The following is a 25,930-nucleotide window of genomic DNA, read 5'->3' on the forward strand; positions in this document are numbered from 1 at the left end:
ACAGTCACCGTTCCGTTTGCTGCGCTCTGCGTAGGTTTGCTTGTCAAGGTTTAACTCGTTGATTTATAGTTTTGCAACCAAAAAAGAACGAGTATGACAAGGAGCACATTTCGCGTGCTGTTCTATGCGAACGGCAGCAAGGAAAAGAACGGAATTGTCCCCATCATGGGACGGGTTACAATCAACGGAACGGTAGCGCAGTTCAGTTGCAAGCGGGGTATCTCAAAAGAACTTTGGGACGCAAAGGGCAACCGTGCCAAAGGCAAGAGCGTGGAGGCGAGGGAAACGAACCTTGCGCTCGACAACATCAAGGCGCAAATCATCAAGCACTACCAGCGCATATCCGACCGTGAGGCGTTTGTGACGGCAGAAATGGTGCGTAACGCCTATCAAGGCATCGGCGGCGAGTATGAAACGCTGCTCAAAGCCTTCGACCGTGAGAACGAGGTGTTCAAGAAACGTGTCGGCAAGGACAGGAAAATGGCGACTTATCAGTCAAGGGTAGTGGCAAGGAACTATGTGGCGGCATTCATCAAATCGTCCTACAAGCGCAGCGACATGTCGATGCTGGAACTTACACCCGACTTCATCAAGGAGTTTGCGGTCTATCTCTCCACGGAAGCGGGATTGCGCAACGGCACGATATGGGAGAAGTGCATGTGGCTGAAAGGCGTGGTGATGCGTGCGCACTTCAACGGATTGATACCGAGAAACCCGTTTGCGCAGTTCCACATCAGCCCTAACGTCAAGGAGCGTGAGTTTCTGACGGAGGACGAGTTGAAAGCGGTGATGACGCACGAGTTCGCAGACCCGAAGCTTGCATACATCCGTGACCTGTTCGTGTTTGCGAGCTTCACCGCCCTCTCTTTCGTGGACATCAAGGAACTGACCACCGACCGCATTGTGGAGGTGAACGGCGAGAAGTGGATTGTTTCCAAACGGCACAAGACGGGCGTACCGTTCCAAGTAAAGCTGCTGGACATCCCCTTGCAGATAATTGAGCGTTACCGTCCGTTCCAAGAGGACAATCTCGTTTTCCCAAATCTGAACTATTGGTCTATATGCAAGCCGTTGAAGAAGATGATACGGGAATGTGGTGTAAATAAGTCGATTAGCTTCCATTGCTCAAGACATGGATTCGCAACCCTGGCTCTCTGCAAGGGTATGCCGATAGAGAGCGTAAGCCGTGTTTTGGGTCATACCAACATCAAGACCACCCAAATCTATGCGAAGATAACCACGCAAAAGCTGGACAACGACCTGACGGCATTCGGCAACCAGTTGAGCAAGTCGTTCGGTGACATTAAAGTGGCAGGGGTATGAAACGTGAAGTCATAACGCTGGATGGGTACGGCAGGGTTGCCGTACCGCTCGATACCGCCAATGTATGGATGAGCGAAATGGAGTTGGTGGAGCTTTTCGATGTTATCGCTCCGACACTCCGTGCCGCCATCCGAGCCGTGTACAAGAGCGGAGTGTTGAATCCTTGTGAGGTGGAAAGACACGTCAAGTTGCCCAACGGCTATTATTCGGAAGCGTATTCCTTGCCAATGGTCGTGGCACTCGCTTTCCGTATCGACACACCCAATGCCGCATGGGTGCGTAATGCCCTGTTGGAAAAGTTGTGCTTGCGAAAAGAAAGGCAAATGCTTTGGTTCTCATTAGGCTGCAAGCAATCGTGTAAGTGTTAGCGAATGCGGTTGCGTGTCAATACGTTCGTGCATTCACACAATCCAGCAGCCCGAAGAAGTGCGGCATTTCCGTTTTCTTCGGGCTGATTTTATCATTTTGCTCTATATTCCATCCTATACATATCCAAACCTTTTGCCCAATAGTCCTTTTGTATTTCCATCAGGACAAAGCCTTGTTTTTCATAGAATTTATAGACTAACTGTGACGTGCGTACCGTTATTTTCTTTATGCCACCGATGCCTGCGAGTTTGTCCATCCTAAAACGGAGCAATCTTGTTCCCAATGATTTTCCCTGATAGTCAGGATGGATTATATCCCAGCTTATTTTTCCCGTCGTCTTTTCATCTGAGAAATTAATTCCACCACAACCTGCGATTTTCCCATCAACAAGCAGAATATAGTAAAGTTCAACTTCCTTGTCCAAATACTCGCTGAAACCAACTTCCTCTTCTATTGCAAAATACTTGGGCGTATTCAAACGTATCAGTTCTAACAAGGCTTCTTTGTCAGAGGGTTGGTACTCTCTAATGGCAATATGTCCGTCCATATTTGTTTTCTTTTATCGATGTTATTTTGCAAAAGTAGCTATTATGCAGCATTAACAGTCTTTTGTACGAGATAAAAGTTGCAAATGACATAAGTTCCGCTGCATTTTCTCATCCGTCGGGTTCTTTTGCGCCGTTCTGCATCGTTTTACATATCAAGGTTTTAGCCGTCCTGCCGTAGCTTTGCACCCATGTTTAATCCGCTTGCCGACAATATGTTGGCGGCACTAAAATCTTATTGAAAACATGGAGAAAAAAGAAGAATTCATTAGAGTAGGCACTACGCTCTACAAGATTGTGGACCAGCCCCGAATTGACGGCGGCTATGTGAGGAAACGCATCGCATGGAATTCCGAGACCCTGCGGCAGGACTACGGCAAGGACTACATGGCAAGCGTCCCCAAGTATGACGGCTTCTGCACCGTACCCGACCATGTGGGCTACAAACCGGTAGTCGGCAAGTTCCTCAACCTCTACGAGCCGATAAGCCACCGACCGCAGGAGGGGGATTTCCCCTGCATCCGCTCGTTGGTGGAACACATCTTCGGCGAACAGTACGGGTTGGGCATGGACTACCTGCAACTGCTCTACCTCTATCCCATTCAGAAACTGCCCATTCTCCTGCTCGTGTCCGAAGAGAGGAACACGGGCAAAAGCACGTTCCTGAACTTTCTGAAAGCCATCTTCCAGAACAACGTGACGTTCAACACCAACGAGGACTTCCGCAGCCAGTTCAACTCCGACTGGGCAGGCAAATTGCTCATCATGGTGGACGAGGTGCTGCTCAACCGCCGTGAGGACAGCGAGCGGCTGAAGAACCTCAGCACCACGCTATCCTACAAAGTGGAGGCAAAAGGGAAAGACCGTGACGAGATAGGCTTCTTCGCCAAGTTCGTGCTTTGTTCCAACAACGAGCACCTGCCCGTCATCATAGACGCAGGGGAGACACGCTATTGGGTGCGGAAGATTGTGCCGCTCAAGAGTGACGATACCGACTTCCTGCAAAAGCTGAAAACGGAAATACCCGCTTTTCTCCATTTCCTGCAACACAGGCAGCTGTCCACCGGGAAGGAAAGCCGCATGTGGTTCAACCCGAAGCTGCTGGAGACGGATGCCCTGCGGAAAATAATCCGAAGCAACCGCAACCGGCTGGAGATAGAAATGGCAGAACTGCTGCTCGACATCATGGCAAGCATGAATGTGGAGTCTGTCTCTTTTTGCCTCAATGACATCATCCCGTTGCTCGTCTGCTCGCAAGTCAAGGTGGAGAAGTCGCAGGTTCGGAAAGTGGTGCAGGAGTGCTGGAAGCTCACCCCTGCATCCAACTCGCTTTCCTATACCACCTACCAATGCGACTACAACCGTGAGTGCGGATATTCATCCGTCAAGCGGATTGGGCGCTACTACACGGCAAGCAAGGCGCAGTTGGAAACACTCTGATATTTTGATGAAATGATGAAAGTGTACATAAACATAAAGAATAACAGCAGTTTACATCCTCATCAAACGCTCAACAAACGGATTTGGCTGATGAAAAGAGAAAGGCAGCACAACACCATTCATCACTTTTCTTTTGGCGAGCGGTTTGATGAAAAGATGTTGAGAGTACATCCATCTGGTGGTCAGTGTGTTATGTTATCCATTCATCATTTCATCAGATTTTCACCCCTCATCAAGTCCAACGGGAAAGCAACAGAGGTGAACACCGCCATCCGCAAGTCGGTCGGACGGACTTCCATCCTGCCGACCGACAGGGGAAAGCCGATGTTACAAGCGAAAAGAGAACAGCATCCGAAAACCGCCGACACCGCCGCAGGCTTTTGGGGAACAAAAAGCCATAGCTCATTAGGGCGTTTTCTTCACGCACCGCTGACGCTAATGCTAAAAACACCCCAATGAGCCAGCGGGGTTGCACCCCTCTGGACCCCCCCCCGTTTGCCCCGTGTGACTATGACCGCAGGCAGGCGGACACCGACAAACAAAGTTTGTGTAACCTAAAAACAAGAAACGAACATGGGATATATCAGCATTCAAATCAACAAGGCGAAAGGGTCGGCTGACACGGGCGCATCCGACCACATAGAACGCAAGACCATGCCGGGGAACGCAGACCCCACACGCACCCACCTCAACCGAGAACTGGTGGAGTTTTCCGATGGCGTGACAAACCGTACCGAAGCGATAAGCCACCGCATCCGCACGGCTGGCATCAGGCGGAAGATAACGCCCGACCAAGTGAGGGCAATCCGCATCGTGCTTTCGGGTACGCACGAGGACATGACAAGGGTGCAGGACGAAGGCAGGCTTGACGAATGGTGCGATGACAACCTGCAATGGCTGTACCGCACATTCGGCAGGGAGAACACCGTATCGGCTGTTTTGCACATGGACGAACACACGCCGCACATCCACGCCACGGTCGTGCCGATAGTGACGGGCGAGCGCAGGAAAGCCAAGAAAAAGCAGACGGAGGGCAGACGCACCTACCGCAAGAAAGCCAATGCCGTGCGCCTGTGCGCCGATGACTTGCTTACCCGTGAAAGGCTTGTCGCCTACCACGACAGCTACGCCACAGCAATGGCGAAGTACGGCTTGCAGCGTGGCATACGGGGTTCGGAAGCACGGCACACCACCACCGCCCAATACTACCGTGACCTGAAACGGCAGACGGGAGAGCTTGAAGCCAACGTGCAGCAGCTACAAGTCGAACAACAACAGGCGGTACAACAGCTTGACGAAGTGCGGAAAGAAATCAAGTCGGAGAAGCTGGAAGCCGCCAAGACCGAGGCGAAAGCGGCACTCGTGGCAAAGGTAGGTTCTCTTTTGGGCAGCGGCAAGTTGAAAGGGCTTGAAGCTGACAACCGAACCCTGCAAGGCGAGGTTGCCGCCCGTGACGAGAGCATAGAACTGTTGCAGCGACAGATGGAGAGGCAGCGGGAGGAGCACCAACGGCAGCTTATGGAACTGCAAGCCAAGCACTGCAGGGAGATGTCTGACAAGGAAGCGGAACACCAAAAGGAAGTGTCATTCCTGAAATCCATCATCCAGAAAGCCAAGAAGTGGTTTCCGCTGTTCCAAGAACTGGTGTACATGGAGAAGTTCTGCCTGAAAGTCGGCTTCAACGAGCGGCAGACCGCCACGCTCATCAGCGGCAAGCCGCTGTTCTACGAGGGTGAACTCTATTCGGAGGAGCATAAGCGAAAATTCACGACCAAAAGGGCTGGCTTCCAAGTGGTGAAAGACCCAAAAGACAGGTCTAAACTTGCACTTGCCATTAACGGGCAACTGATTGGCGAATGGTTCAAGGAGCAGTTTGGTAGGCTGTTCTCGTCCATCAGGAGAACTGTTGAGCCGCTTAGGAGAGGCAAAGGCATGGGATTATAAACAATGCCAACGGGAGGATAGCAAGTTGTCCTTTGGGTAACCCAAAGGCAGATGAGTTACTCCAAAGCCTGAACTCTGTTTTCAATGGTAGCAAGTTTGTGTTTTGGGCAGACTAAAACCGTTTGCTGTCCCCCAGTTTGTTGAAACGTCACTTTATTTGTGCTCTAATCCTGCTCAAGCTCGCTTGTGTGACACCTAAATAGGTTGCGATACTTCCCAATGGTAACCGTTGCAACAAGTCAGGTTCTTTCTCTAACAACTCCTTATACCGTTCCGAAGCGATGGCGGACAACATGGAAATCAGCCGTTCCTCGGTGGCAAGCAATTCCATCTCCGCATAACGCCGCCCCCAATTGGCGATGTGCAAGTCTTCTGAAAACAATTTTTTCAGTTTTTTTCTTTCCAATACATACAGGACTGAATCCTCCATCAGCTCCATCGTTTCATATCCCGGCTCGTCATTTACATAGCCTTTCATGGAAACGAGAGTCGCCCCTTCTTTGCCGACCCAAAAAGTAATTTCTTTCCCCTCTACCGAAGTGTAGGCGCGAACAATGCCTTGTTTGATAAAAAAAATGTCTTTCTCCACTTTTCCGCTTTCCAACACTCGGAATCCTTTGGGGTACGAAACTTCCGTCAGGCATTGCCGCAACCTGTCCAAAGACGCGTCCGGCATGGCATATCTCAGGTTGATGATTTGCTCAATATCCATAATTTATTGTTATCAGTGTGCAAAATTATGAAATAGTACACAGAAACGGGAATGAACGGCTGTTTTTTGTCAAATGCAAAATACGTTTTTGCCAAATGCAAAAAGTTATAAGGAATTACTTGTTTACCTTTGCGCCCGAATTTTAATAAATCATAGATATGAATTGGATAATTTTATTATTGGCAGGATTGTTTGAGATAAGTCTTACATTCTGTTTGGGAAAGACAAAAGCGGCGTCAGGAGTCGAGTTTTATCTGTGGGGGAGCGGTTTCCTTGTCTCCACCGTACTGAGCATGTCCTTGCTTGCCAAGGCGGTACAGACTTTGCCACTTGGGACAGCATACGCCATTTGGACAGGCATCGGAGCAGTAGGTACAGTCTTGATAGGGATATTCGTTTTCAAGGAGCCTGCCACTCCCATCCGGCTTTTCTTTCTGTTCACGCTTATAGCGTCTTTGATAGGATTGAAAGTTGTTTCATACTGAAAGGAGGCGACCGATGAAGTATGAATTGAGGGAGAACCAAGGCATTCCGGCACCTCTGCTGGCTTTGATGGCAGCCGCTACCGGACTTTCCGTTGCCAACTGCTACTACAACCAGCCTTTGTTGGGCAGCATGGCAAAAGACTTTGCAGTAAACGACTTTTCTGCCAGTATGGTAGCGACATTGACCCAGATAGGCTATGTGGCTGGACTTGTGTTTGTAATTCCGCTTGGCGACTTGGTTTCACGGAAGAAGCTGATATTGACCAATTATTTCGTTTCCATGTGTGCATTGCTTGCCATCGCCCTTGCCCCGAACATCTATTGGGTGTGGGGCGCATCCTTGCTTGCCGGTGCATCTTCGGTTATGCCGCAGTTTTTCATCCCGTTGGTGTCTTACCATTCGGCACCTGCACACAAGGTGCGCAATGTGGGCATTATACAATCCTGTTTGCTCATAGGCATTCTCGGCTCACGGGTGTTCAGTGGCTTTCTCGCTGATGTATGGGGATGGCGTTCCGTCTATTTGGTAGCTTGCGTGTTTATGCTCGGATGCTTTCTTATGATTTACGAGATGCTTCCCGTTCTGTCTGCCCGTTCACAAGGAAATTATATGGAGCTGATGAGATCCCTGTTGCGCCTGTTCTACAAATACCCGTATTTGCGTATCGCTTCGTTAAGGGCGGCATTGGCTTATGGTTCGTTCTTCGCTTTGTGGAGTTGCCTTGCTTTCCGGATGAAACAAGAGCCTTTCTTTGCGAGTGACGATATTATCGGGGCACTCGGTTTGTGTGGATTGGCAGGTGCATCTACGGTTGTATTCATTAGCGGTTATATCCAAAAGTACGGTGCAAGGTTCTTCTCTATTGTCGGAGGATGCGTTATCTTGGCTGCATGGCTGCTGGCATTTTCTTTGAATGACAGCTACTTGTGGATGGTAGTCGCCATTCTTTTGATTGATGCGGGAATGCAATGCATTCATTTGTCTAATCAGACAAGCGTGGTTGCCCTCGATGCATCTGCCATCAATCGTGTCAATACCGTTTATATGACCATTTATTTCTTGGGCGGTTCTGCCGGTACATTCGTTTCTGGTCTGTCTTGGCAACATTATGGATGGACAGGTGTGGTAGTGGTAGGAGTTGCCTTTACAGTGGCTTCCCTGCTCGTAAATTGCCTCAAGCCAAAAACGGCATAAGAGAGTGGATGCCCATTCAGGCTGAAATAATATTTGGAATACTTCTTCCAGACTGAATATTTTTTATACCTTTGCATCCGTAAGAGTTACCAAAACAAGCAAAGCGATGCAGACCACGGCAATCAGGACGGTTGCCTACTCATTACCCGAAAACGAGGTAATTCTTCTAACTCACTTGATTTCAATGATATATATTTCTTATACAGATTTACTAAAAAATCTAAATAATAATCTCTTTTTGTGAAAAAAATAACAGAGGGTCGGAAATAGTTTGTACAATCCGGATTGTTTTTTGTACTTTTGCCGTAACGAAAACACCGATACACGGCGCAAACAACAACAAACACATACGATCATGGCAGAATTCATCTATCAGGAGCCGTTCCCGATCGAGGCGGACAAAACTCAGTATCGTCTTTTGACGAAGGATTACGTAAAGGTCGTGGAGTGCGACGGCCGCAAGATCCTGAAGGTTGATCCGAAGGGTCTGGAACTCTTGTCGAAGGCCGCCTACAGCGACGTTTCGTTCTACCTGCGTCCGGCGCACCTGCAGAAGCTGCGCAACATCCTCGAGGATCCCGAAGCGACGGACAACGACAAGTTCGTGGCCTATACGATGCTGCTGAACCAGTGCGTGGCGGCCGAGGGCGAACTCCCGACCTGCCAGGATACGGGTACGGCCATCTGCATCGCCCACAAGGGTGAGGACGTGTGGACCGGAGCCGACGACGCCGAGTGCATCGCCCGCGGCGTCTACGAGACCTACCGCGACCGCAACCTGCGCTACTCGCAGGTGGTGCCCTTCTCGATGATCGACGAGAAGAACTCCGGCACGAACCTCCCGGCGCAGATCGACATCTACGGCGGCAAACCCGGCATGGAGTATGAATTCCTCTTCATCACCAAGGGCGGCGGCTCGGCCAACAAAACCTTCCTCTACCAGCAGACCAAGGCGCTGCTCAACGAGGAGTCACTGACGAAGTTCATCCAGCAGCATATCTTCGACCTCGGCACGTCGGCCTGCCCGCCCTACCACCTGGCCATCTGCATCGGCGGCACGTCGGCCGAAATGTGCCTCTCGACCGTGAAGAAGGCTTCGGCCGGCTATCTCGACGAGCTGCCTACCTCGGGCAACGAGGGCGGCCGCTGCTTCCGCGATCTGGAGTGGGAGGAGAAGGTGCTGAAGATCTGCCGCGAGAGCGGTGTGGGTGCCCAGTTCGGCGGCAAGTACCTGGTGCATGACGTACGCGTGATCCGCGCTCCGCGCCACGCCGCCTCGTGTCCGGTGGCCATCGGCGTCAGCTGCTCGGCCGACCGCAACATCAAGGCCAGGATCACGCCCGAGGGTATCTTCCTCGAGGAGCTGGAGAAGAATCCGGCCCGCTTCCTGCCGGCCGAGGCTCCGGCCATGTCGCCCGCGGTGGACATCGACCTGGACGAGGGTATGGACAAGGTGCGCGAGATCCTGACCAAATACCCGATCAAGACGCGTCTGAACCTGCGCGGTACGCTCATCGTGGCCCGCGACATCGCCCACGCCCGCATCAAGCAGATGCTCGACGAGGGCAAGCCGATGCCCGAATACTTCAAGAAACACCCGGTCTACTACGCCGGTCCGGCCAAGACGCCGCAGGGCATGGCTTCGGGATCGTTCGGCCCGACGACGGCCGGACGTATGGACCCCTACGTGGATCTGTTTCAGAAACACGGCGGTTCGCTGGTGATGGTGGCCAAGGGCAACCGCTCGCAGGCCGTCACGGATGCCTGCAAGGCCAACGGCGGATTCTACCTCGGTTCGATCGGCGGTCCGGCCGCCATTCTGGCCAAGAACTCGATCAAGTCGGTCGAGGTGGTCGACTTCCCCGAACTGGGCATGGAGGCCGTGCGCAAGATCTATGTCGAGAACTTCCCGGCCTTCATCATCGTCGACGACAAGGGCAACGACTTCTTCGCCGAATTCAAGCACTGAAAATCCGCCCTCGGGAGATACTAAAGGGCTGGAAGTTGCGTTGTAATTTCGGCAGAGGGGACGAGAACCCTCCTCGGGCCCCGGAACACCGTCAGGCGGCAAACGTCGTGCGGGGTTGCGGCGTGCATGATTAACCGATCTATCGCTTTGTAAACTGTAATGAGAGCATTCTTTGCGAAATTGTCTCTGGTGGCGCTCCTCGTGCTGGCGGTCTTTCCGGCGCGTGCCGACGAGGAGGTCACTTTCGAGGCCAACTCACCGCTGACGGTTGCCGTCGGCGGGGCGTTCCGTGTGGAGTTCTCGCTCAACGCCAAACCCGACAAGGGGTCGTTCGTGGCCCCTTCGTTCGAGGGTTTTGACGTGCTGGCGGGACCGGCCGAGTCCACGGGCTCCTCGATCCAGATCATCAACGGCTCGATGACCAAGAGCGTCAGCCATACCTATACGTATGTGCTGCTGCCGCAGTCGGCGGGTACGGTGACGATCGGTCCGGCGGAGGTCAAGGTCGACGGCCGAACCTATCGCACGCGTCAGCTGCCCATCGAGGTGGTGGACGAGGGGGATGGCGGCCGTTCGCAACAGCAGCAACCGCAAAGCTCCGGTTCGGGGGATCGCCAGGATGCCCAGAGCCAGATCGGCAAGGACGACATCCTGCTGCGGGCCGTCGTGTCGCGCACGTCGGTCTTCAAGAACGAGCCGCTGCACGTGGCCTTCAAACTCTATACGCGGGTGCCGTATGTAAATGTGGTGCCCGAATCGGCGCCGTCGTTCAACGGCTTCTGGTCGCAGGATCTGACCGACCCGAATGCCGAACAGGTGGGGCGCGAAACCTACAACGGCAAGGTCTACGAGACGCGCGTGCTGATCGACTACCTGCTCTATCCGCAGCAGGTCGGACAGCTGACGATCGATCCCGTGGAGATGACCGTCGTGGCGCAGGTGGTGATCCAGAGCCGCAATGCCGATCCCTTCTTCGGCATGGGGCGCGAGGTGCTCAACGTGCCGCGCAAGGTGAAGAGCCAGCGTGTGACGGTGACGGTCAAACCGCTGCCCGACGGAGCGCCGGCCAGTTTCAACGGAGCCGTGGGCTCCTTCACGATGGAGACCAATCTGCCTGCGGAACGCTTTGCGGCCAACTCCGGGGCCAGCCTGACGGCCAAGATCTCGGGACGCGGCAACCTGACCTTCGTGCAGGCTCCGAAGTTGCAGCTTCCGGCCTCGTTCGAACTCTACAACGTGAAGACCACCGAGTCGATCAACGCCTCGACGACCGGCATTACGGGGTACCGTCAGTTCGAATACCCCTTCATTGCGCGGGCCGAGGGCAGCTACGAGGTTGAGCCGCTGGAGTTCTCCTATTTCGATCCGCAGCGCATGGAGTACGTGACGCTCCGCTCGAAGGCGATGAATCTCGAGGTAACGCCCGATGCCTCGGGCGGCGGCGATGCCGTGGTGATGCAGGGGCGCGGCATGTCGAAGGAGGACGTCCGGCTGCTGGGCGAGGATATCCGCTTCATCAAGCTGGGAGCGGCCCAGTTGCGGACGGTTGCCGTGCCGTTCCTCTTCAGCGCGGCCTATTGGATCGTGCTGGTTGGCATTCTGATCCTCTTCGCACTGGTCTACATGGCGCTGCGACGTCAGATCCGCGAATCGCAGAACGTGGCGCTGGTCCGCGGCAAACGGGCCAACAAGGTGGCCGTGCAGCGCTTCCGGACGGCCAAACGCTACATGGAGGAGCAGAACCGCCATGCCTTCTACGAGGAGATGCTGCGGGCGCTGTGGGGCTACATGAGCGACAAGTTCAACATCCCGATGGCCAACCTGACGAAGGAGAACGTCCGCGAGGAGTTGCACAAGCGCGGCATTTCGGCCGAAGATTCGCAGCGCTTCACGGATATCATCACCCGCTGCGACGAGGCGCAGTACTCGCCGGTCGAGTCGACGCGCATGAGCGACGTCTATTCGGAGGGCGTGAATCTGATTTCGCAGATCGAATCGGTAATAAAACGTTGATCGAATGATGAAACGACTGTTTTTGATACTGCTTCTGGCCTGGGGTGCCGGCGAGGTGCTTGCTCAGGGGACCGATCCGGAGATGACGGCCGATACGGCGGCGGAGGCGGACAGCGTGGCGTATCCGACGGACGGAACGCCGGTGCCGGTCGGCAAGGCGACTCCCGACGCGTTGTGGGATCGGGCCAACACGGCCTATCTCAACGGTGATTACCACGCCGCGACGTCGATTTACGAAGAGATCCTCTCCCGCGGCCTGAGCTCGATGAAACTCTACTACAACCTGGGCAACTCCTGCTTCAAGGAGGGACGCCTGGGCGAGGCGATCCTCTACTACAACCGGGCGTTGCGCCTGGCGCCGGGCAACGACGACATCCGCTATAACCTGCGGGTGGCCGAGTCCCGGACGAAGGACAGCATTGAGGAGATTCCGGAGTTCTTCCTCACGGGATGGCTGCGCACGCTGCGCCATGCGATGAGTTGTACGGCCTGGAGCATCTTCTCGCTGGTGGCTCTGGCTGCGGCGCTGGGACTCTTCCTGCTCTATCTGCTGGCCCGCCGGTTGTCGCTGCGCAAGGCGGGGTTCTACGGAACGATGATTGCCGTGCTGCTCTGCATCGCGACGATGTGGTGTGCCGCGGGCGAGCGTCGCGAGATGCTCGACGATACGCAGGCCGTGGTGATGTCGCTTTCGACGGCCGTGAAGAGTTCGCCCGACAAGTCGGCCACGGACCTCTTCGTGCTGCACGAAGGGACGCGGGTCGAGATCACCAACCGCCTCGAGGGGTGGTGTGAGATCACCATCGCCGACGGCAAGAAGGGGTGGCTCGAGTCGAAAAACATCGAAACGATTTAGATGTCGCAGCTCCTGCAGAATGTGGTCGGGGAGTTGTCGAAACTCCCGGGCGTGGGTAGGCGGACGGCCCTGCGGCTGGCGATCCACCTCTTGCGGATGGACCGCGAGGAGGTGGCCCTGATGACGGAGAGCATCGACCGCTTCCGCAACGAGATCCGCTACTGCGCACGGTGCAACAACCTCTCGGACGAGGAGATCTGTCCGATCTGTGCCGATGCCGAGCGTGACCATACGACGATCTGCGTCGTCGAACAGGTGGCCGATGTCCTCTCGATCGAGAATACGCGCCAGTACCGCGGGCTTTACCACGTGCTGGGCGGTCTGATCTCGCCGATGCAGGGCATTTCGCCTTCGGACCTGAAGATCGACCTGCTCTGCGACCGGATTGCGGCGGGAGGTGTCAAGGAGGTGATCCTGGCCATCTCGACCTCGGTCGAGGGTGAAACGACGCTCTTCTACCTGATGAACCGCCTGCGGCAGTTCGCGGGGCTGAAGATCACCTCCATAGCGCGGGGAATTGGATTCGGCGACGAACTGGAGTATGTCGACGAACTGACCATCACCCACGCTCTGCGCAACCGCCGCGAAATCGAATAGCGGGCGAGCGAGGGGCCTAACTGGGGGGCGAGCGAGATGTCTAACTGGGGGCGAGCGAGGTGTCTAACTGGGGGCGAGCGAAGGGCCAGGAGAGGGACTGAGTGAAGTCGGGAGAGGGCCGAGTGAGTCTGGAAGCGGAACCGAGCGGGCCGAATGAGTCTGGAAGAGGCCCGAGTGAGTCTGGGAGAGAGACTGAGCAGAGCCGGGCGAAGATAAAAGAAGGAAGAAAGAGACTGGAGACTGAAGTTAAGAGATATTAAGAACTATTTTTCTAATAAACGTTTATAAACAAACGAATTATGGAATTTCTGACAAACGAGAAACTCACCATCGTGGGTGCAGCCGGCATGATCGGCTCGAACATGGCGCAGACGGCATTGATGATGCATCTTACGCCGAACATTTGCCTCTATGATCCTTTTGGCCCGGCGCTGGAGGGTGTTGCCGAGGAGCTTTATCACTGCGCTTTCGAGGGGGTGAACATCACCTGGACGACCGACGTGAAGGAGGCCCTGACGGGTGCCGCCTATGTGGTATCGTCGGGAGGTGCCGCCCGCAAGGCCGGCATGACGCGTGAGGACCTGCTTAAGGGCAACGCCCAGATCGCCGAGGACTTCGGCAAGAACCTCAAGGCCTACTGCCCCGATGTAAAGCACGTGGTCGTGATCTTCAACCCGGCCGACATTACGGGTCTGATCACGCTGATCTACAGCGGTCTGAAGCCTTCGCAGCTGACGACGCTGGCAGCGCTGGATTCGACGCGTCTGCGTTCGGAGCTGGCCAAGTACTTCAAGATTTCGCCCGACGAAGTGCGCAACTGCCGTACGTACGGTGGTCACGGCGAGCAGATGGCCGTCTTCGCTTCGACGACGATGGTGACCGGCAAGCCCCTGTCGGAACTCATCGGCAAGGAGATGCCCGAGGCTGACTGGGAGGCCCTGCAGCAGCGTGTGATCCAGGGTGGAAAGCACATCATCGACCTGCGCGGACGTTCGTCGTTCCAGAGCCCGGCCTATGTTTCGATCTGCATGATCGCCGCCGCCATGGGTGGCAAACCCTTCGAGTACCCGGCCGGAACCTACGTGCACAACGGCGAGTTCAACCACATCATGATGGCCATGGAGACCGAGATCACGAAGGAGGGTGTTCACTACAAGGATGTGAAGGGTACGCCCGAGGAGCACAAGAAGCTCCGCGAGAGCTACGAGCACCTTGTCAAGCTGCGCGACGAGGTGATCGAGATGGGTGTGCTGCCCGCCATCGACAAGTGGGGCGAGCTGAACCCGAACCTCAAGTAATCGGGACGCGCGTCCGACAACGAACGAGCCCTCTTCCCGTGCACGGGAAGAGGGCTTTTTCGTGAGCGGTCGGCAAGGAACGGTCGGCAAGGAACAGGGGCGGCCTCGAACCGGGACGCTTCAAACAAGAACAGCTTCGAGCGGAGAAGGGATTTCGGGGGACTGATCGCTCCGAAGGTCGCATTGGCCGGTTGGCTGTCCGGACCCGTTGTGATCGGGCGTTGTTCGCAGCAGGCGGTCGGTTGTCTGTTCCGGCTGCGATCGGGTGCCGGCCGTGGCCGGCGATTGGTGGCCGGTCGCAGCCGGTTTGTTGTCAGTCCCGGTTGCGGTCTTGCTTTGTCGGTTGCTGCCGCTGGCGGAAATCGACCGGAATGCAAAATTTGACCGGCACCTTCCGGTCGAACTGTCGTCCCGGCTCCCAGCGGGGCGACTGCTTCAGCACGCGGACGACCTCGTCGGAGAGCGAGCGGTCGGGGCTCTGAAGAATCCGGATCTGCGTGAGCCTTCCGGTCGTGTCGATCACGAACGAGGCAACCACGCGCCCCGGAATTCCGCTCCCCGGGACGATCTTCGACGGAGCAATCCGCTCCTGCACCCACTTCCGGAAGCCGTTGAGGTCTTGCCCCTGGAAGCGGGGCAGCGTCTCTGCACTGACGAACGGGAGATCCTCCACCTTCTCTTCCGGCGGTACGGGGGCCGTCAGCCGCGGCTCGACATCTTCGCGGAACTCCGTCAGATTGCCGTCCGGCAGGGGGGATCTCCGCGAGGGTTCGGCTGTGGCCAGCGCCGCTTCGGGGAGTTGCTGTGGCGTGGTGATCTCGATGCACGTTGTGCCGTCGGCCTCGTCGTGGATCGCGATATCGGTGATCCGACGAGTGTCCAGTCCGGCCAGCGAGACCCGTTCGACGCCGTTGACCAGGTAGCGGACCTGTCGTTGTGTGGTGGCCGGGGCGGCTTCGCGTCGGAGGGATTCTGTCGGGGTCGGTCTCTTTCGGGAGAAGGTGTCACGGACCTCTGTTCCCGTGCCGGGGCTGCCGGTCCTCTCCGGCTTGTGCCCCACCCCGTAGGCCACGACGGTGACCGTATCAAAGGCAGAGCCTATGGTCGGGACGGCTCTTCCGTCCGACGAGCGGGCCGGAAGGGTATCTGCCGGGGTGCGTGGCGCCTCTGGACGGCTGGCGGGGGTTCCCGTCCTCGTCTCCGGCGTCGGAGAGTCGGGATGCTCCGCACCGGGGGTGGCGCTGCGCTCCGTTTGAGGCCCGGCCGTTTCCCGGGCTCCGTTCGGTGCTTCCGGCCGTGGGGCCTGTTCCGCAAGGGTCGGGGCTTCGAACCGCTCCGCCCGGTGCAGGGCTATCAGCCCGGTTGTCAGCGCGGCAATCAGCAGAACGGCCGCTGCCGCGACGCGACGTATGAGACGCCGGTGTCGACGCCGTGTCTCGAGTGCCGCCCGTGCGAGGATACGTCGCCGTAACTCGGCGAGCGCTTCGGCAGGGTCGCCGGGGTTCTCTTCGAATCCCTGCAGCGCCTCGGCAAGCAGTGGATCGCGCTGCGCTTCGAGTTCCAGATCGCGGGCCTCGCCCCCTCGGCGGTCGCCCGACAGATAGTCGATGAGTTTCATGGCCGTTTGTTCCCGAGACAGATTTTCAGATTGCGTTTGCCGTTCTGGATGTAGCTTCGCACGCTCTTCAGGTGCCACGACGTGAGGGCGGCGATGTCGGCGTAGGAGCAGCGGTCGAAGAAAAAGAGACGGATCGAGCGCCGTTGGGGCTCGGGCAGCCGTTCCAGACACCGTTCGAGTGCCGTGCGGAGCTGCTGCCGGCGCTCCTCGTCGGCCAGCAGGTCGATCAGCTGGCCGTCGTCGGGCAGTTCGCGCGGCATTTCGGCCGGTGGCATCCGCCCCTCCCGGCGCAGCCGCATGAGGCAGAGGTTGCGGCAGACCGTGTGGAGCCAGCTGCGGAAGTTGCGGATCTCGTGGCGGCGGGCCTTGACGATCAGCTCCTCGAAGAGCTGCATCACCACATCCTCGGCATCGGCCCGGTTGCGCAGCAGGTGCAGTGCCACGCCGTAGACCAGCTCCGTATGGCGGAGGTAGAGTTGGGCCAGATGCTCCGTGCGGCCGTCGGCCCGGTAGCGGGCCAGCAGTTCGTCATCGTCCGGACGGAGCGGATTTTTCTCGGGGAGTTGCATGGTTGGCGGGTTCTGACGGGTAAAGTTACTTGTTTTTTCGTGCGGATTTATGTATTTTTAAGGGTTTCCGCATCCAATAGATGCAACCGTTGCACAAAATGCATAAATTGGAACGATGAAAATGAAAGCAATGACTCTTTTTTCGAAGCAGGTTCTGTTGGCCCTGCTGCTGATGACGGCCGCCGGTGCCGTGGCTCAACCGGCTCAACCGGCACAACCGGCACAACCAACCGAATCCCGATCCAAAACCGGGGACCTGACGGGGGACGGCTTGAGGTCCCGGATCGTCAAACTCGATGAGGTGATCCGCCGCCTCGATCTGCAACTCAACCAACTGACCTGGAAGGTCTACCTCGACTATGCCGAACAGGCGCGGATCACCCCCAAGGTCTTCTCCCTGCCCGGGCTGAACTATGCGCGGCTGCGTGATACGGTGCCGGCCATTGATCAGCTTGGCGAGCGGTTGCGCGCCGCCTCGGAGGCCTACACGGCCATTCTGCGCACCGATCCGCAGTACGATACCATCCATCAGGAGTATGTGGCGCTCCGCGGGGTGAAGGATTCCGAGCGCGAGTCGGCCAACAAGATGCACTATAACCAGATGTATGCGCGTCTGCGGGCCGGGAATCCCGACTATGAACCGGCTCTGGAACGCAAGCGTGAGGCCGAGCGGCAGCGCAACATGGCTATTCTGCGCTATATGGTCGATTATTACGGGACGAAGGGGTGGATTCTGTCGACTGATCCGCTGTTGTCCCGTTTTACGTCGGCGTGGAAGGAGCTGGAGGGGCGTTGCCCGGAGATCGGTCTCCTGCAGGACGAACTCTCGCAGCTGCGCAGGCTTCGGCGCGAACTCAACGAACGGCTTCTGCGTGAGCAGTTCAATCCCGGTTGCGTGGCCGACACGGCTGCTTCGGCCGGGCTGCAGGAAGAGTGACTGTCGAACGGGCCGTTCCTGTGAGCGGGGCATCGCACGGATCGGACGGATATGGCGGCCGCAAAAGAAAACGGCGGAACCGAGGAGGATCGGTCCCGCCGTTTCGCGTCGTGGAAAGCTGCCTAGTTGGCCGGTTTGGCCTTCGGGTCGGTCGGTGCCGGGACGGCCTGGAAGACGGCCCGCAGTTCGCCGTTCGAGAGGATCAGCAGCATCGGACCGTCCATGTCGTAGTGGGTGGCCGATTCGAGGGCTTCGATAAAGGCCCGCTCGTGTTTCATGTCGGGGCATGCCATGCGGGTCGAGGCCAGGGGCCCGATCTTCAGCGAACGATCCTTGTCACTCTGGTAGGGACCGAAGATGCGGTTGCAGTCTCCGGCGCCCGAGAGTTTGCCCTGCTCCGTGAGGGTGATGGTGAAGCGTCCCTCGATGGGGCGGATCGTTTCGCCGCCGAGCTGGATCAGCTGCCATTCGGTGCCGACCAGCGGACGGCGGGTTTTCCGCTGATAGGAGCGGCAGTGGCAGCAACCGGCCATCAGAAGCACCAGAGCGGCGGCTACCGTCATGCGTAACAGATTTTTCATCATTTTCCGATTTGAGTTTTGCCGCAAAGATAGCGAAAGCCGGGGGCAGAGACAAATCGAAAATGGAATTTTCGGGATTTGGCTGTGCCGAGGCGCCTCCTGTCCAAGACGAAGTCAAGGATAGCGGAAGCCGATGCCGTTCGGGAAATTTTTTGCCGAAGCAGCCCCGATATCCTGCAAATATCGGAAATAAATCGTACCTTTGGTGTCCCAACGATCCAATACGTATGAAAAAGATCATCGCTTCACCGCAGGCCCCCAAAGCCGTGGGGCCTTATTCCCAGGCCGTTGAGACGGGTGGGACGCTTTATGTTTCGGGTCAGCTGCCCATCGACGGCGCCACGGGCAAGATGTCCGAGGGTGTCGAGGCGCAGACGCGCCAGTCGCTGACCAACATCGGCCATATCCTCCGCGAAGCCGGTTATGACTTCCGTGATGTGGTGAAGACGACCGTCCTGCTGCAGTCGATGGGAGACTTCGCGGCGATGAATGCCGTCTATGCGGAGTTCTTCACGGGTGACATGCCGGCACGGGTCTGCTACCAGGTGGCCGCTCTTCCGATGGGCGCGCTGGTCGAGATCGATGCCGTGGCCGTGAAGTGATCCTCCCGAATCCGAACGAATGCGCGCCCCGGGAGTCTGGGGCGCGCCTTTTCGCCTATTGTAGATAAATTGTCGATAAGTTTGGTCCTCGAATTTGGCTTTTTAGGGGGAAAAGTCTGAAATTTGTAGAACCGCGGCTTTGCGCCGACCGCCCGGAAGCGAGGAGACCCGGAAGGGCGCCGACCGAAGAGACAAGAATCCAAAAAAAACACAAATATAGATAAGAATCAAGCCATTATGTCAAAAACAACCAATACCGAAGCTCCGCAGAAGGTCGATTACAACGATGCGGTTGCCGAGTCGAAGAAGTACTTCGAGGGGGACGATCTTGCCGCCACGGTGTGGGTGAGCAAGTACGCCCTGAAGGACTCCTTTGGAAACATCTATGAGCGCTCGCCACGGGAGATGCACCAGCGCATCGCCGCCGAGATCGAGCGCATCGAGCGCAAATATCCGAATCCCCTCTCCCGGGAGGAGGTCTTCGAGCTGCTCGACCACTTCCGCTACGTCATCCCGCAGGGCGGCCCGATGACCGGCATCGGCAACAATTTCCAGGTCGCTTCGCTGTCGAACTGCTTCGTCATCGGCCACAAGCATCCGGCCGACTCCTACGGCGGCATCTTCCGCATGGACGAGGAGCAGGTGCAGCTGATGAAACGCCGCGGCGGCGTGGGGCATGACCTCTCGCACATCCGCCCGACGGGCAGCCCGGTGCTCAATTCGGCCCTGACGTCGACGGGCATCGTCCCCTTCATGGAGCGCTACTCGAACTCGACGCGCGAGGTGGCCCAGGACGGCCGTCGCGGCGCCCTGATGCTGACCCTCTCGATCAAGCACCCCGATGCCGAGCGCTTCATCGACGCCAAGGTCGATACGGGCAAGGTCACGGGCGCCAACGTCTCGATCAAGATCGACGACGAGTTCATGCGGGCGGCGCTGGCCGGCAAGAAGTATCACCAGCAGTTCCCGATCGACTCGGATCATCCGAAATACGAGCAGGATATCGACGCCAAGAAGCTCTGGGACAAGATTATCCACAATGCGTGGAAGTCGGCCGAACCGGGCGTGCTGTTCTGGGATACGGTCCTGCGCGAAAGCATCCCGGACTGCTATGCCGACGAGGGCTTCGTGACGGTCTCGACCAACCCCTGCGGCGAGATTCCGCTCTGCCCCTACGACTCGTGCCGTCTGTTGGCGATGAATCTCTTCAGCTACGTGGACAATCCGTTCAAGCCCGATGCGAAGTTCAATTTCGAGAAGTTCCGCGACCATGTGGGCAAGGCCATGCACATGATGGACGACATCATCGATCTGGAGCTGGAGAAGGTCGAGCTGATCATCGACAAGATCGAGCATGATCCCGAGGATATGGATGTGCGCCGCGTGGAGCTGGAGCTCTGGAAGAAGATCCGCACGATGGCTCAGAAGGGCCGCCGCACGGGCCTCGGCATCACGGCCGAGGGCGACATGCTGGCCGCCCTGGGGCTGCGTTACGGTTCACAGGAGGCGATCGACTTTGCCGTCGAGGTGCAGAAGACCCTGGCGCTGGCCGCTTATCGGGCCTCGGTGCAGATGGCCGCCGAACGCGGCCCGTTCCCGATCTACGACGCCGCCAAGGAGGTCAACAACCCGATGATCGCCCGCATCCGCGAGGCCGATCCCGAACTCTACGAGGAGATGATCAAGCACGGCCGCCGCAACATCGCCATGCTGACCATCGCCCCGACGGGCACCACGTCGCTTATGTCGCAGACTACGTCGGGCATTGAGCCGGTCTTCCGGACGGTCTACAAGCGCCGCCGCAAGATCAACCCCTCGGACCACGACACGCACGTCGACTACGAGGACGAAACGGGCGAAAAGTTCCAGGAGTACAACGTCTACCACCACAACTTTGTCAAGTGGCTCGAGGCGAACGGATACGATACGAAGAAACTGGCCACGATCTCCGACGAGGAGCTTGACGAGTGGGTGAAGGCTTCGCCCTATCACGGCGCTACGGCCAACGACATCGACTGGGTGGCCAAGGTCAAGATGCAGGGGGCCATCCAGAAGTGGGTCGACCACTCGATCTCGGTGACGGTCAACCTCCCGAACAACGTCTCGGAGGCACTGGTGGCCGACGTCTACCGCACGGCTTGGGAGTGCGGCTGCAAGGGCGTCACGGTCTACCGCGATGGCTGCCGCTCGGGCGTGCTGCTCGACAAGAACTCGAAGAATAAGAAGCAGACCTGCGAGGAGCATCCGGGCGTGGCTCCGAAGCGGCCGAAGTCGATTCCCGCGGACATCGTCCGTTTCAAGAACGGTACGGAGGACTGGATTGCCTTCGTCGGACTGCAGAACGGCCGTCCGTACGAGATCTTTACCGGTAAGATCGAGGAGGACGCCATGTACATCCCGCCCAAGATCAAGAAGGGCTATATCATCAAGGTGCGCGAGGAGGACGGCACGAAACGCTACGACTTCCAGTATACGGACCGTTACGGATATACGAACACGATCGGCGGCATTTCGCGTCTGTTCAACGAGGAGTTCTGGAATTACGCCAAGCTGATCTCGGGCGTGCTGCGCCACGGCATGCCGATCGAAAAGACGGTCTCGCTCATCGAATCGCTGCATCTGGACAGCGTCTCGATCAATACGTGGAAGACGGGTGTCTGCCGCGCCCTGAAGCAGTATATCGTCGACGGCACGAAGTCCAAGGGCAAATGCCCGAGCTGCGGTCAGGAGAACATGGCCTATCAGAACGGCTGTCTGACCTGCATGTCGTGCGGCTATTCGAAGTGCGGTTGATCGCCTGAAAGGGCACTTTTTGATGCAAAAAAGGTCTGAAGCGGCAGCTTCGGACCTTTTTGCGTGGATAGCAGCCCGTTTTTGTACTTTTTTTGCGGAGAAGATCATCCGAATTGTGAAAAAATATGTACTTTTACACCGAAGATAGCAAATCAAATTTGTATGGATATGAAAAAAATTTTCCTGACATTCATGATTGCGGCATTCGCGGCTTCGGCCCAGGCTGAAGATACGCCCAAGAAGCCGAGTTTTGCGGGATTTGTCTCCAACGGATTTTGGGATAATTGGGAAATATCGGCCGGCCTGGGCGGCGGTACGGCTTTCTCGAACAGTGGCAACCTCGGTTCGTGGGGCGATCGTTTCGGATTCGAGGGCAATCTGTCGCTGACCAAGTGGCTGCACCCGGTTGTGGGCGTGCGCGGTCAGTTGCAGGGTGGCTGGTTCAATAATTTCGATGCCGATCTGGGCAAGCTGAAGTGGCCCTACCTCTTCGTGCATGCGGATGTGATGGTGAACGCCTCGAACTGGATCGGCGGTTATCGTGAGGATCGTGTATGGTATGCCGTGCCGTTCGCCGGCTTCGGTTACCTGGCTTCGAACTTCACGGACAAGAGCCAGCGGACGAGTCTTTCGGGTACCAATCAGGAGTTTGCCTTCACGGCCGGTCTGCTCAACAAGTTCCGTCTTTCGCAGGCTTTCGATTTCAACATTGAGCTCAAGGGTTTGATGGCCAAATCGGAGATTTGCCCGGCGTCGGTGAGCGGGGCTTACCTGTTTGGCTTCACGGCCACGGCCGGTATCACCTATCGTTTCAACCAGCGCAACTGGCAGCGTGGCGTGCCGGGATATACGGCCGAGGATATCCGTGCCTTCCAGGATGCCGTAGCGGCCGGCAATGCGGCGCTGGAGGCCTCGAAGGCCGAGAATGCCCGTCTGAACGAGGAGCTTGCCGCGGCACAGGCCGCCGCGAAGGAGGCCGAGACGGCTGCCGCCGAGGCTGAAGCCAAGGCTGCTGCCGAGGCCAGGAAGGTGAATACGTCGTCGAGTCCGACCTCGATCATCTTCTATGACTACAGCATGTCGAAACTCACGGCCAAGGACAAGACGCGTCTGGAACTGACGGCCGATCTGATCAAGAACGGTCCGAAGGATCGTGTCTATACGATTCAGGGACACGCCGACCAGCAGACGGGTACGCCTGCCGGCAACAAGCGGGTGGCTGAAAACCGTGCCAAGAATGTCTACGACTATCTGATCAAGTGCGGTGTGAACCCCAAGCAGCTGACTTACGAGGGGCTGGGCAACGAACCCGACGTCTACAAGAACGTTCAGCAGGCCAACCGTTCGGTGATCATCAAGTAACGACGCCGGATCGGCTGGTCCGATCCATCAAAAGAAAAAGAAAGAGTACCCCGCCTTTGGGTGGGGTACTCTTTCTTTTGACCCCCCCCCGGGTGCTCTTTTGCCTTGTGTGCGACAGGACCGGAACTGTCCGGGAGTGGCCGGGATCGGTCCGCGGGGTATGGGATTGGATTGCAGGGGAACCGGTGTGGACCAATCGGGAGATGCCGTTCCGTCGTGTGGGGCCTCTCTGTTGCACGTTGGATGGGATTGTGGCGGGTGCAGACCGGTTGGGGGGGGGAGCTCTGTTGCGAGCCTTTTAGCGGCGGTTCGGATGGGGCTGCTGCATGTCCGGACCGATCTCTTCCGGAGAAGCGCCCGCCGCCTCGAGCGAAGTGTCTGCCGCCTCTGTCCGGGGTGCCGCCCGGTACGTTCGGGGGCGTTAGCGGATGATGACGGCGTTGACCAGCCGCACGCCCGAACGACGGTTGATCTCCTCCTTGAGGGCCTCGCGCTGGTAGAAGAGTTCGGAACGGACGACACTCGACCGGATTCGGGCGTAGAGAATGTGCTTTTCGAGACGCAACTCGGTCGTCTGGTCGGCAACACGGTCCCCGACAATCTCCCGCCACGTATCGGGCAGTTTCCCTTCGGCCACCTTGGCGGCCACGTACGGGCGCTTGAAGAACTCGTCCAGCAATTCGCCCATCAGCATGGTTTTCGTGCGTCTCATGGTTCGTCTGTTTCGGTTGACTGCATTCCGGCTGCGGTCTCTTCCCGTGCCGGCTGATTGCCGCTCTCGTTTGCGATTCCGGCCTCTCCCGTTTGGGCCTCCTCTTCGAGTTGGCGGGCCGTCTTCCGCTCCTGTGTGATGGCACCGTCGGCTACCGAGAAGAGCGCGTAATCGCCTCCCGAACGGTCGAGGATCGCCTTCAGCCGCGTGGGGTTGCAGTCCGAAATGAGAATCTGCCCGAAGGTCTCCGACGAAACCAGCCGGATCAGCTGTTCGACCCGCCCGGCATCGAGCTTGTCGAAGAGGTCGTCCAGCAGCAGGATCGGGCGCTCGTGCTTCTCTTCGGCCACGATGGCATACTGGGCCAGCTTCAGGGCGATGAGAAAGGACTTCTGCTGCCCCTGCGAGCCGTATTTGCGCAGCGGATAGCCGCTGATCTTCAGCACCAGATCGTCGCGGTGAATGCCGGCCGTCGTGAATTCGTTGACCAGGTCCTTCTGCCGGGCCGCCCGCAGGATCTCCTCGAAAGGCCGCTCGTTCAACTCCGACTTGTAGAGCAGTTCGACCTGCTCTCGGTCCTCGGAGAGTGTCCGGTAGTAGCGGGCCACGATGGGCTGCAGCCGCTCGATCAGTTCCCGGCGGCGGGCATGGATCACGCGGCCGTGGTCGCAGAGCTGGCGGTCGTAGATCTCGAGCATCGTCTCGTCGGGCTGCATCTTGAGCAGACGGTTGCGCTCGGCCAGGACGGCGTTGTAACGCATGACGGCCTGCAGGTAGGGGCGGTCCAGCTGTGAAAGGAAGGCGTTGAGGTAGCGGCGGCGTTCGTCTGCGGCTTCGGAGATCAGCGCACTGTCGGCCGGCGAGACGATGACCACGGGAATCAGCCCCACGTGGTCCGACAGCCGGTCATACTCCTTTCCGTTTCGTTTGAGGACCTTGCCGCCCTTGCGCGAGAAGGAGCAGACGATCACCTCGCGTTTGCCCGCATCGGTCGCGTAGGTCCCCTCGATGAGGAAGAAATCCGCGCCGTGGCGGATGCTTTGGCCGTCGGTCATCGGCAGCGACGACTTGCACATCGACAGGTAGTAGACCGCATCGATGACATTGGTCTTTCCGGCGCCGTTGTCGCCCACCAGCGCATTGATTCCGGGGCAGAGCAGGAGCTCCTCCTGGCGGATGTTTTTGAAATTCAGCAGCGCGATTTTCTTCAGATGCATAGGACAAAAATACAAAATTTCCGGACACGACATTGCACATTGTGAATAGTTTTGTATCTTTGCAAACTATCGTACGGATTATAAACTAAAAACAACAATAGCACTATGGCAAAACAGAACGTCGCCGAACCGGAAACTCTCGGCACGGCAATGAACAAAACGGAGCTCTTTTTCGAGGAGAACGGTCGTTTGATGTCCTACATTTTCCTGGGTCTGCTGATTCTCGCGGCCCTGATTTTCGGTTATCGCTCGCTGATTGTCCTGCCGCGGGCCGAGAAGGCTGCCGAGATGATCGCCGAGGCTCAGAACCGTTTCGATGCCGAGACTCCCGATTTTGAACTGGCCCTGCACGGTGACGCCAACGGCGCCGGCTTCCTCGACGTGATCGACAAGTACGGTTCGACCCCCTCGGGCAACCTGGCCAAGCACTACGCCGGCATCTGCTACCTGCGTACGGGTGATCTGGAGAATGCCGCCAGGTATCTGGCCAAGTTCTCGCCCGTGAAGGGAATCCCCGGAGCGCTGATCAACGCCCAGAACTACGGTCTGCAGGGGGACGTGGCTGTCGAGCAGCAGAACTACGCCCAGGCCGTGAAGTTCTACGAGAAGGCCGTGAAGGCTGCCGACAACAACATGACCGCACCGATGTATCTGCGCAAGGCCGGTCTGGCCGAGCAGGCACAGGGCAATAACGAAAAGGCCGCCGCCTTCTACGAGCAGATCCTGACCTCGTATCCCGCCTCGATGGAGGCCCGTGAGGCCGAGAAACTGCTGGGCAGCGTGAAATAATCGA

Annotated in this window: 24 protein-coding genes; 17 read left to right on the forward strand and 7 right to left on the reverse strand. The window is 57.3% G+C overall.

Annotated features, from left to right (window positions below):
* Positions 1-93: 93 nt before the first annotated feature.
* Both B5G09_RS04515 and B5G09_RS04520 read left to right on the forward strand, forming a co-directional pair.
* A complete protein-coding gene (locus B5G09_RS04515; RefSeq protein ID WP_087404214.1) occupies positions 94-1,323 on the forward strand; it encodes a site-specific integrase in 1,230 nt (409 codons plus the stop codon).
* Complete coding sequence (locus tag B5G09_RS04520) at positions 1,320-1,691, forward strand: hypothetical protein (protein ID WP_087404215.1); 372 nt, start codon at positions 1,320-1,322, stop codon at positions 1,689-1,691. Before B5G09_RS04515 ends, B5G09_RS04520 begins: the two co-directional genes overlap by 4 nt.
* A gap of 92 nt (positions 1,692-1,783) precedes the next feature.
* On the opposite strand, the gene B5G09_RS04525 is transcribed toward B5G09_RS04520, so the two are convergent.
* Positions 1,784-2,239, reverse strand: a complete 456-nt coding sequence (locus B5G09_RS04525) for a GNAT family N-acetyltransferase (protein WP_087309773.1) — start codon at positions 2,237-2,239, stop codon at positions 1,784-1,786.
* A 244-nt stretch (positions 2,240-2,483) separates the two neighbouring features.
* On the opposite strand from B5G09_RS04525, the gene B5G09_RS04530 reads away from it, so the two are divergent.
* The 3 genes from B5G09_RS04530 to mobV all read left to right on the forward strand — a co-directional run bounded on the left by B5G09_RS04530 (position 2,484) and on the right by mobV (position 5,621).
* Positions 2,484-3,677 carry a primase-helicase family protein gene (locus B5G09_RS04530; protein ID WP_087404216.1) on the forward strand — a complete coding sequence of 398 codons (1,194 nt, stop codon included), beginning with the start codon at positions 2,484-2,486 and terminating at the stop codon, positions 3,675-3,677.
* A gap of 15 nt (positions 3,678-3,692) precedes the next feature.
* Complete coding sequence (locus B5G09_RS04535; RefSeq protein WP_241147568.1) at positions 3,693-4,136, forward strand: hypothetical protein; 444 nt, start codon at positions 3,693-3,695, stop codon at positions 4,134-4,136.
* 114 nt (positions 4,137-4,250) lie between these two features.
* Entirely contained in the window at positions 4,251-5,621 is a 1,371-nt protein-coding gene (gene mobV, locus B5G09_RS04540; RefSeq protein WP_087404218.1) for a MobV family relaxase, read from the forward strand.
* Between the two features lie 148 nt (positions 5,622-5,769).
* Here the strand turns inward: mobV and B5G09_RS04545 are convergent, their stop codons facing one another.
* Positions 5,770-6,333 (reverse strand): Crp/Fnr family transcriptional regulator, encoded by a 564-nt coding sequence (locus B5G09_RS04545; protein WP_087311244.1) that lies wholly within the window; start codon positions 6,331-6,333, stop codon positions 5,770-5,772.
* A 158-nt stretch (positions 6,334-6,491) separates the two neighbouring features.
* Between B5G09_RS04545 and B5G09_RS04550 the strand changes: the two genes are divergently transcribed.
* The 7 genes from B5G09_RS04550 to B5G09_RS04580 all read left to right on the forward strand — a co-directional run bounded on the left by B5G09_RS04550 (position 6,492) and on the right by B5G09_RS04580 (position 14,746).
* Positions 6,492-6,818, forward strand: a complete 327-nt coding sequence (locus tag B5G09_RS04550; RefSeq protein ID WP_087311245.1) for a multidrug efflux SMR transporter — start codon at positions 6,492-6,494, stop codon at positions 6,816-6,818.
* Between the two features lie 13 nt (positions 6,819-6,831).
* Positions 6,832-8,013, forward strand: coding sequence for an MFS transporter (locus B5G09_RS04555; protein WP_087404219.1), 1,182 nt, complete (start codon positions 6,832-6,834; stop codon positions 8,011-8,013).
* 355 nt (positions 8,014-8,368) lie between these two features.
* Positions 8,369-9,982, forward strand: coding sequence for a fumarate hydratase (locus B5G09_RS04560; RefSeq protein ID WP_087404220.1), 1,614 nt, complete (start codon positions 8,369-8,371; stop codon positions 9,980-9,982).
* 159 nt (positions 9,983-10,141) lie between these two features.
* Positions 10,142-11,995, forward strand: coding sequence for a BatD family protein (locus tag B5G09_RS04565; protein WP_087404221.1), 1,854 nt, complete (start codon positions 10,142-10,144; stop codon positions 11,993-11,995).
* 7 nt (positions 11,996-12,002) lie between these two features.
* Positions 12,003-12,851: a tetratricopeptide repeat protein gene (locus B5G09_RS04570; RefSeq protein ID WP_087404284.1), complete on the forward strand. Its 849-nt coding sequence runs from the start codon at positions 12,003-12,005 to the stop codon at positions 12,849-12,851.
* Positions 12,852-13,448: a recombination mediator RecR gene (gene recR, locus B5G09_RS04575; RefSeq protein ID WP_087404222.1), complete on the forward strand. Its 597-nt coding sequence runs from the start codon at positions 12,852-12,854 to the stop codon at positions 13,446-13,448.
* A 299-nt stretch (positions 13,449-13,747) separates the two neighbouring features.
* Positions 13,748-14,746 carry a malate dehydrogenase gene (locus B5G09_RS04580; RefSeq protein WP_087404223.1) on the forward strand — a complete coding sequence of 333 codons (999 nt, stop codon included), beginning with the start codon at positions 13,748-13,750 and terminating at the stop codon, positions 14,744-14,746.
* A 313-nt stretch (positions 14,747-15,059) separates the two neighbouring features.
* On the opposite strand, the gene B5G09_RS04585 is transcribed toward B5G09_RS04580, so the two are convergent.
* Positions 15,060-16,364 (reverse strand): energy transducer TonB, encoded by a 1,305-nt coding sequence (locus B5G09_RS04585; protein WP_087404224.1) that lies wholly within the window; start codon positions 16,362-16,364, stop codon positions 15,060-15,062.
* Positions 16,361-16,933: a sigma-70 family RNA polymerase sigma factor gene (locus tag B5G09_RS04590; protein WP_087404225.1), complete on the reverse strand. Its 573-nt coding sequence runs from the start codon at positions 16,931-16,933 to the stop codon at positions 16,361-16,363. Before B5G09_RS04590 ends, B5G09_RS04585 begins: the two co-directional genes overlap by 4 nt.
* 115 nt (positions 16,934-17,048) lie before the next feature.
* On the opposite strand from B5G09_RS04590, the gene B5G09_RS04595 reads away from it, so the two are divergent.
* The gene (locus tag B5G09_RS04595) at positions 17,049-17,870 is read left to right on the forward strand and encodes a DUF5039 domain-containing protein (RefSeq protein ID WP_087404226.1); all 822 of its coding nucleotides are present in this window, start codon (positions 17,049-17,051) and stop codon (positions 17,868-17,870) included.
* A gap of 122 nt (positions 17,871-17,992) precedes the next feature.
* Here the strand turns inward: B5G09_RS04595 and B5G09_RS04600 are convergent, their stop codons facing one another.
* Positions 17,993-18,451 (reverse strand): META domain-containing protein, encoded by a 459-nt coding sequence (locus B5G09_RS04600; protein WP_087404285.1) that lies wholly within the window; start codon positions 18,449-18,451, stop codon positions 17,993-17,995.
* A 227-nt stretch (positions 18,452-18,678) separates the two neighbouring features.
* Here B5G09_RS04600 and B5G09_RS04605 point away from each other — a divergent pair, with 227 nt between their 5' ends.
* The 3 genes from B5G09_RS04605 (at position 18,679) to B5G09_RS04615 (ending at position 23,208) form a co-directional block, all read left to right on the forward strand.
* A complete protein-coding gene (locus B5G09_RS04605) occupies positions 18,679-19,053 on the forward strand; it encodes a RidA family protein (RefSeq protein WP_087404227.1) in 375 nt (124 codons plus the stop codon).
* A 237-nt stretch (positions 19,054-19,290) separates the two neighbouring features.
* Positions 19,291-21,846, forward strand: a complete 2,556-nt coding sequence (locus B5G09_RS04610) for an adenosylcobalamin-dependent ribonucleoside-diphosphate reductase (protein WP_087404228.1) — start codon at positions 19,291-19,293, stop codon at positions 21,844-21,846.
* A gap of 168 nt (positions 21,847-22,014) precedes the next feature.
* The gene (locus B5G09_RS04615; protein ID WP_087404286.1) at positions 22,015-23,208 is read left to right on the forward strand and encodes an OmpA family protein; all 1,194 of its coding nucleotides are present in this window, start codon (positions 22,015-22,017) and stop codon (positions 23,206-23,208) included.
* 421 nt (positions 23,209-23,629) lie between these two features.
* Here the strand turns inward: B5G09_RS04615 and B5G09_RS04620 are convergent, their stop codons facing one another.
* Together B5G09_RS04620 and recF are read right to left on the reverse strand one after the other, a co-directional pair.
* Positions 23,630-23,902, reverse strand: a complete 273-nt coding sequence (locus B5G09_RS04620; protein ID WP_087311423.1) for a DUF721 domain-containing protein — start codon at positions 23,900-23,902, stop codon at positions 23,630-23,632.
* A gap of 14 nt (positions 23,903-23,916) precedes the next feature.
* Positions 23,917-25,137, reverse strand: a complete 1,221-nt coding sequence (gene recF, locus B5G09_RS04625) for a DNA replication and repair protein RecF (protein WP_087404229.1) — start codon at positions 25,135-25,137, stop codon at positions 23,917-23,919.
* A gap of 105 nt (positions 25,138-25,242) precedes the next feature.
* On the opposite strand from recF, the gene B5G09_RS04630 reads away from it, so the two are divergent.
* Complete coding sequence (locus tag B5G09_RS04630) at positions 25,243-25,926, forward strand: tetratricopeptide repeat protein (protein WP_087311403.1); 684 nt, start codon at positions 25,243-25,245, stop codon at positions 25,924-25,926.
* Positions 25,927-25,930 lie beyond the last annotated feature (4 nt).

This window comes from Alistipes sp. An54 (genome assembly GCF_002159375.1).
GTDB lineage: Bacteria > Bacteroidota > Bacteroidia > Bacteroidales > Rikenellaceae > Alistipes > Alistipes megaguti.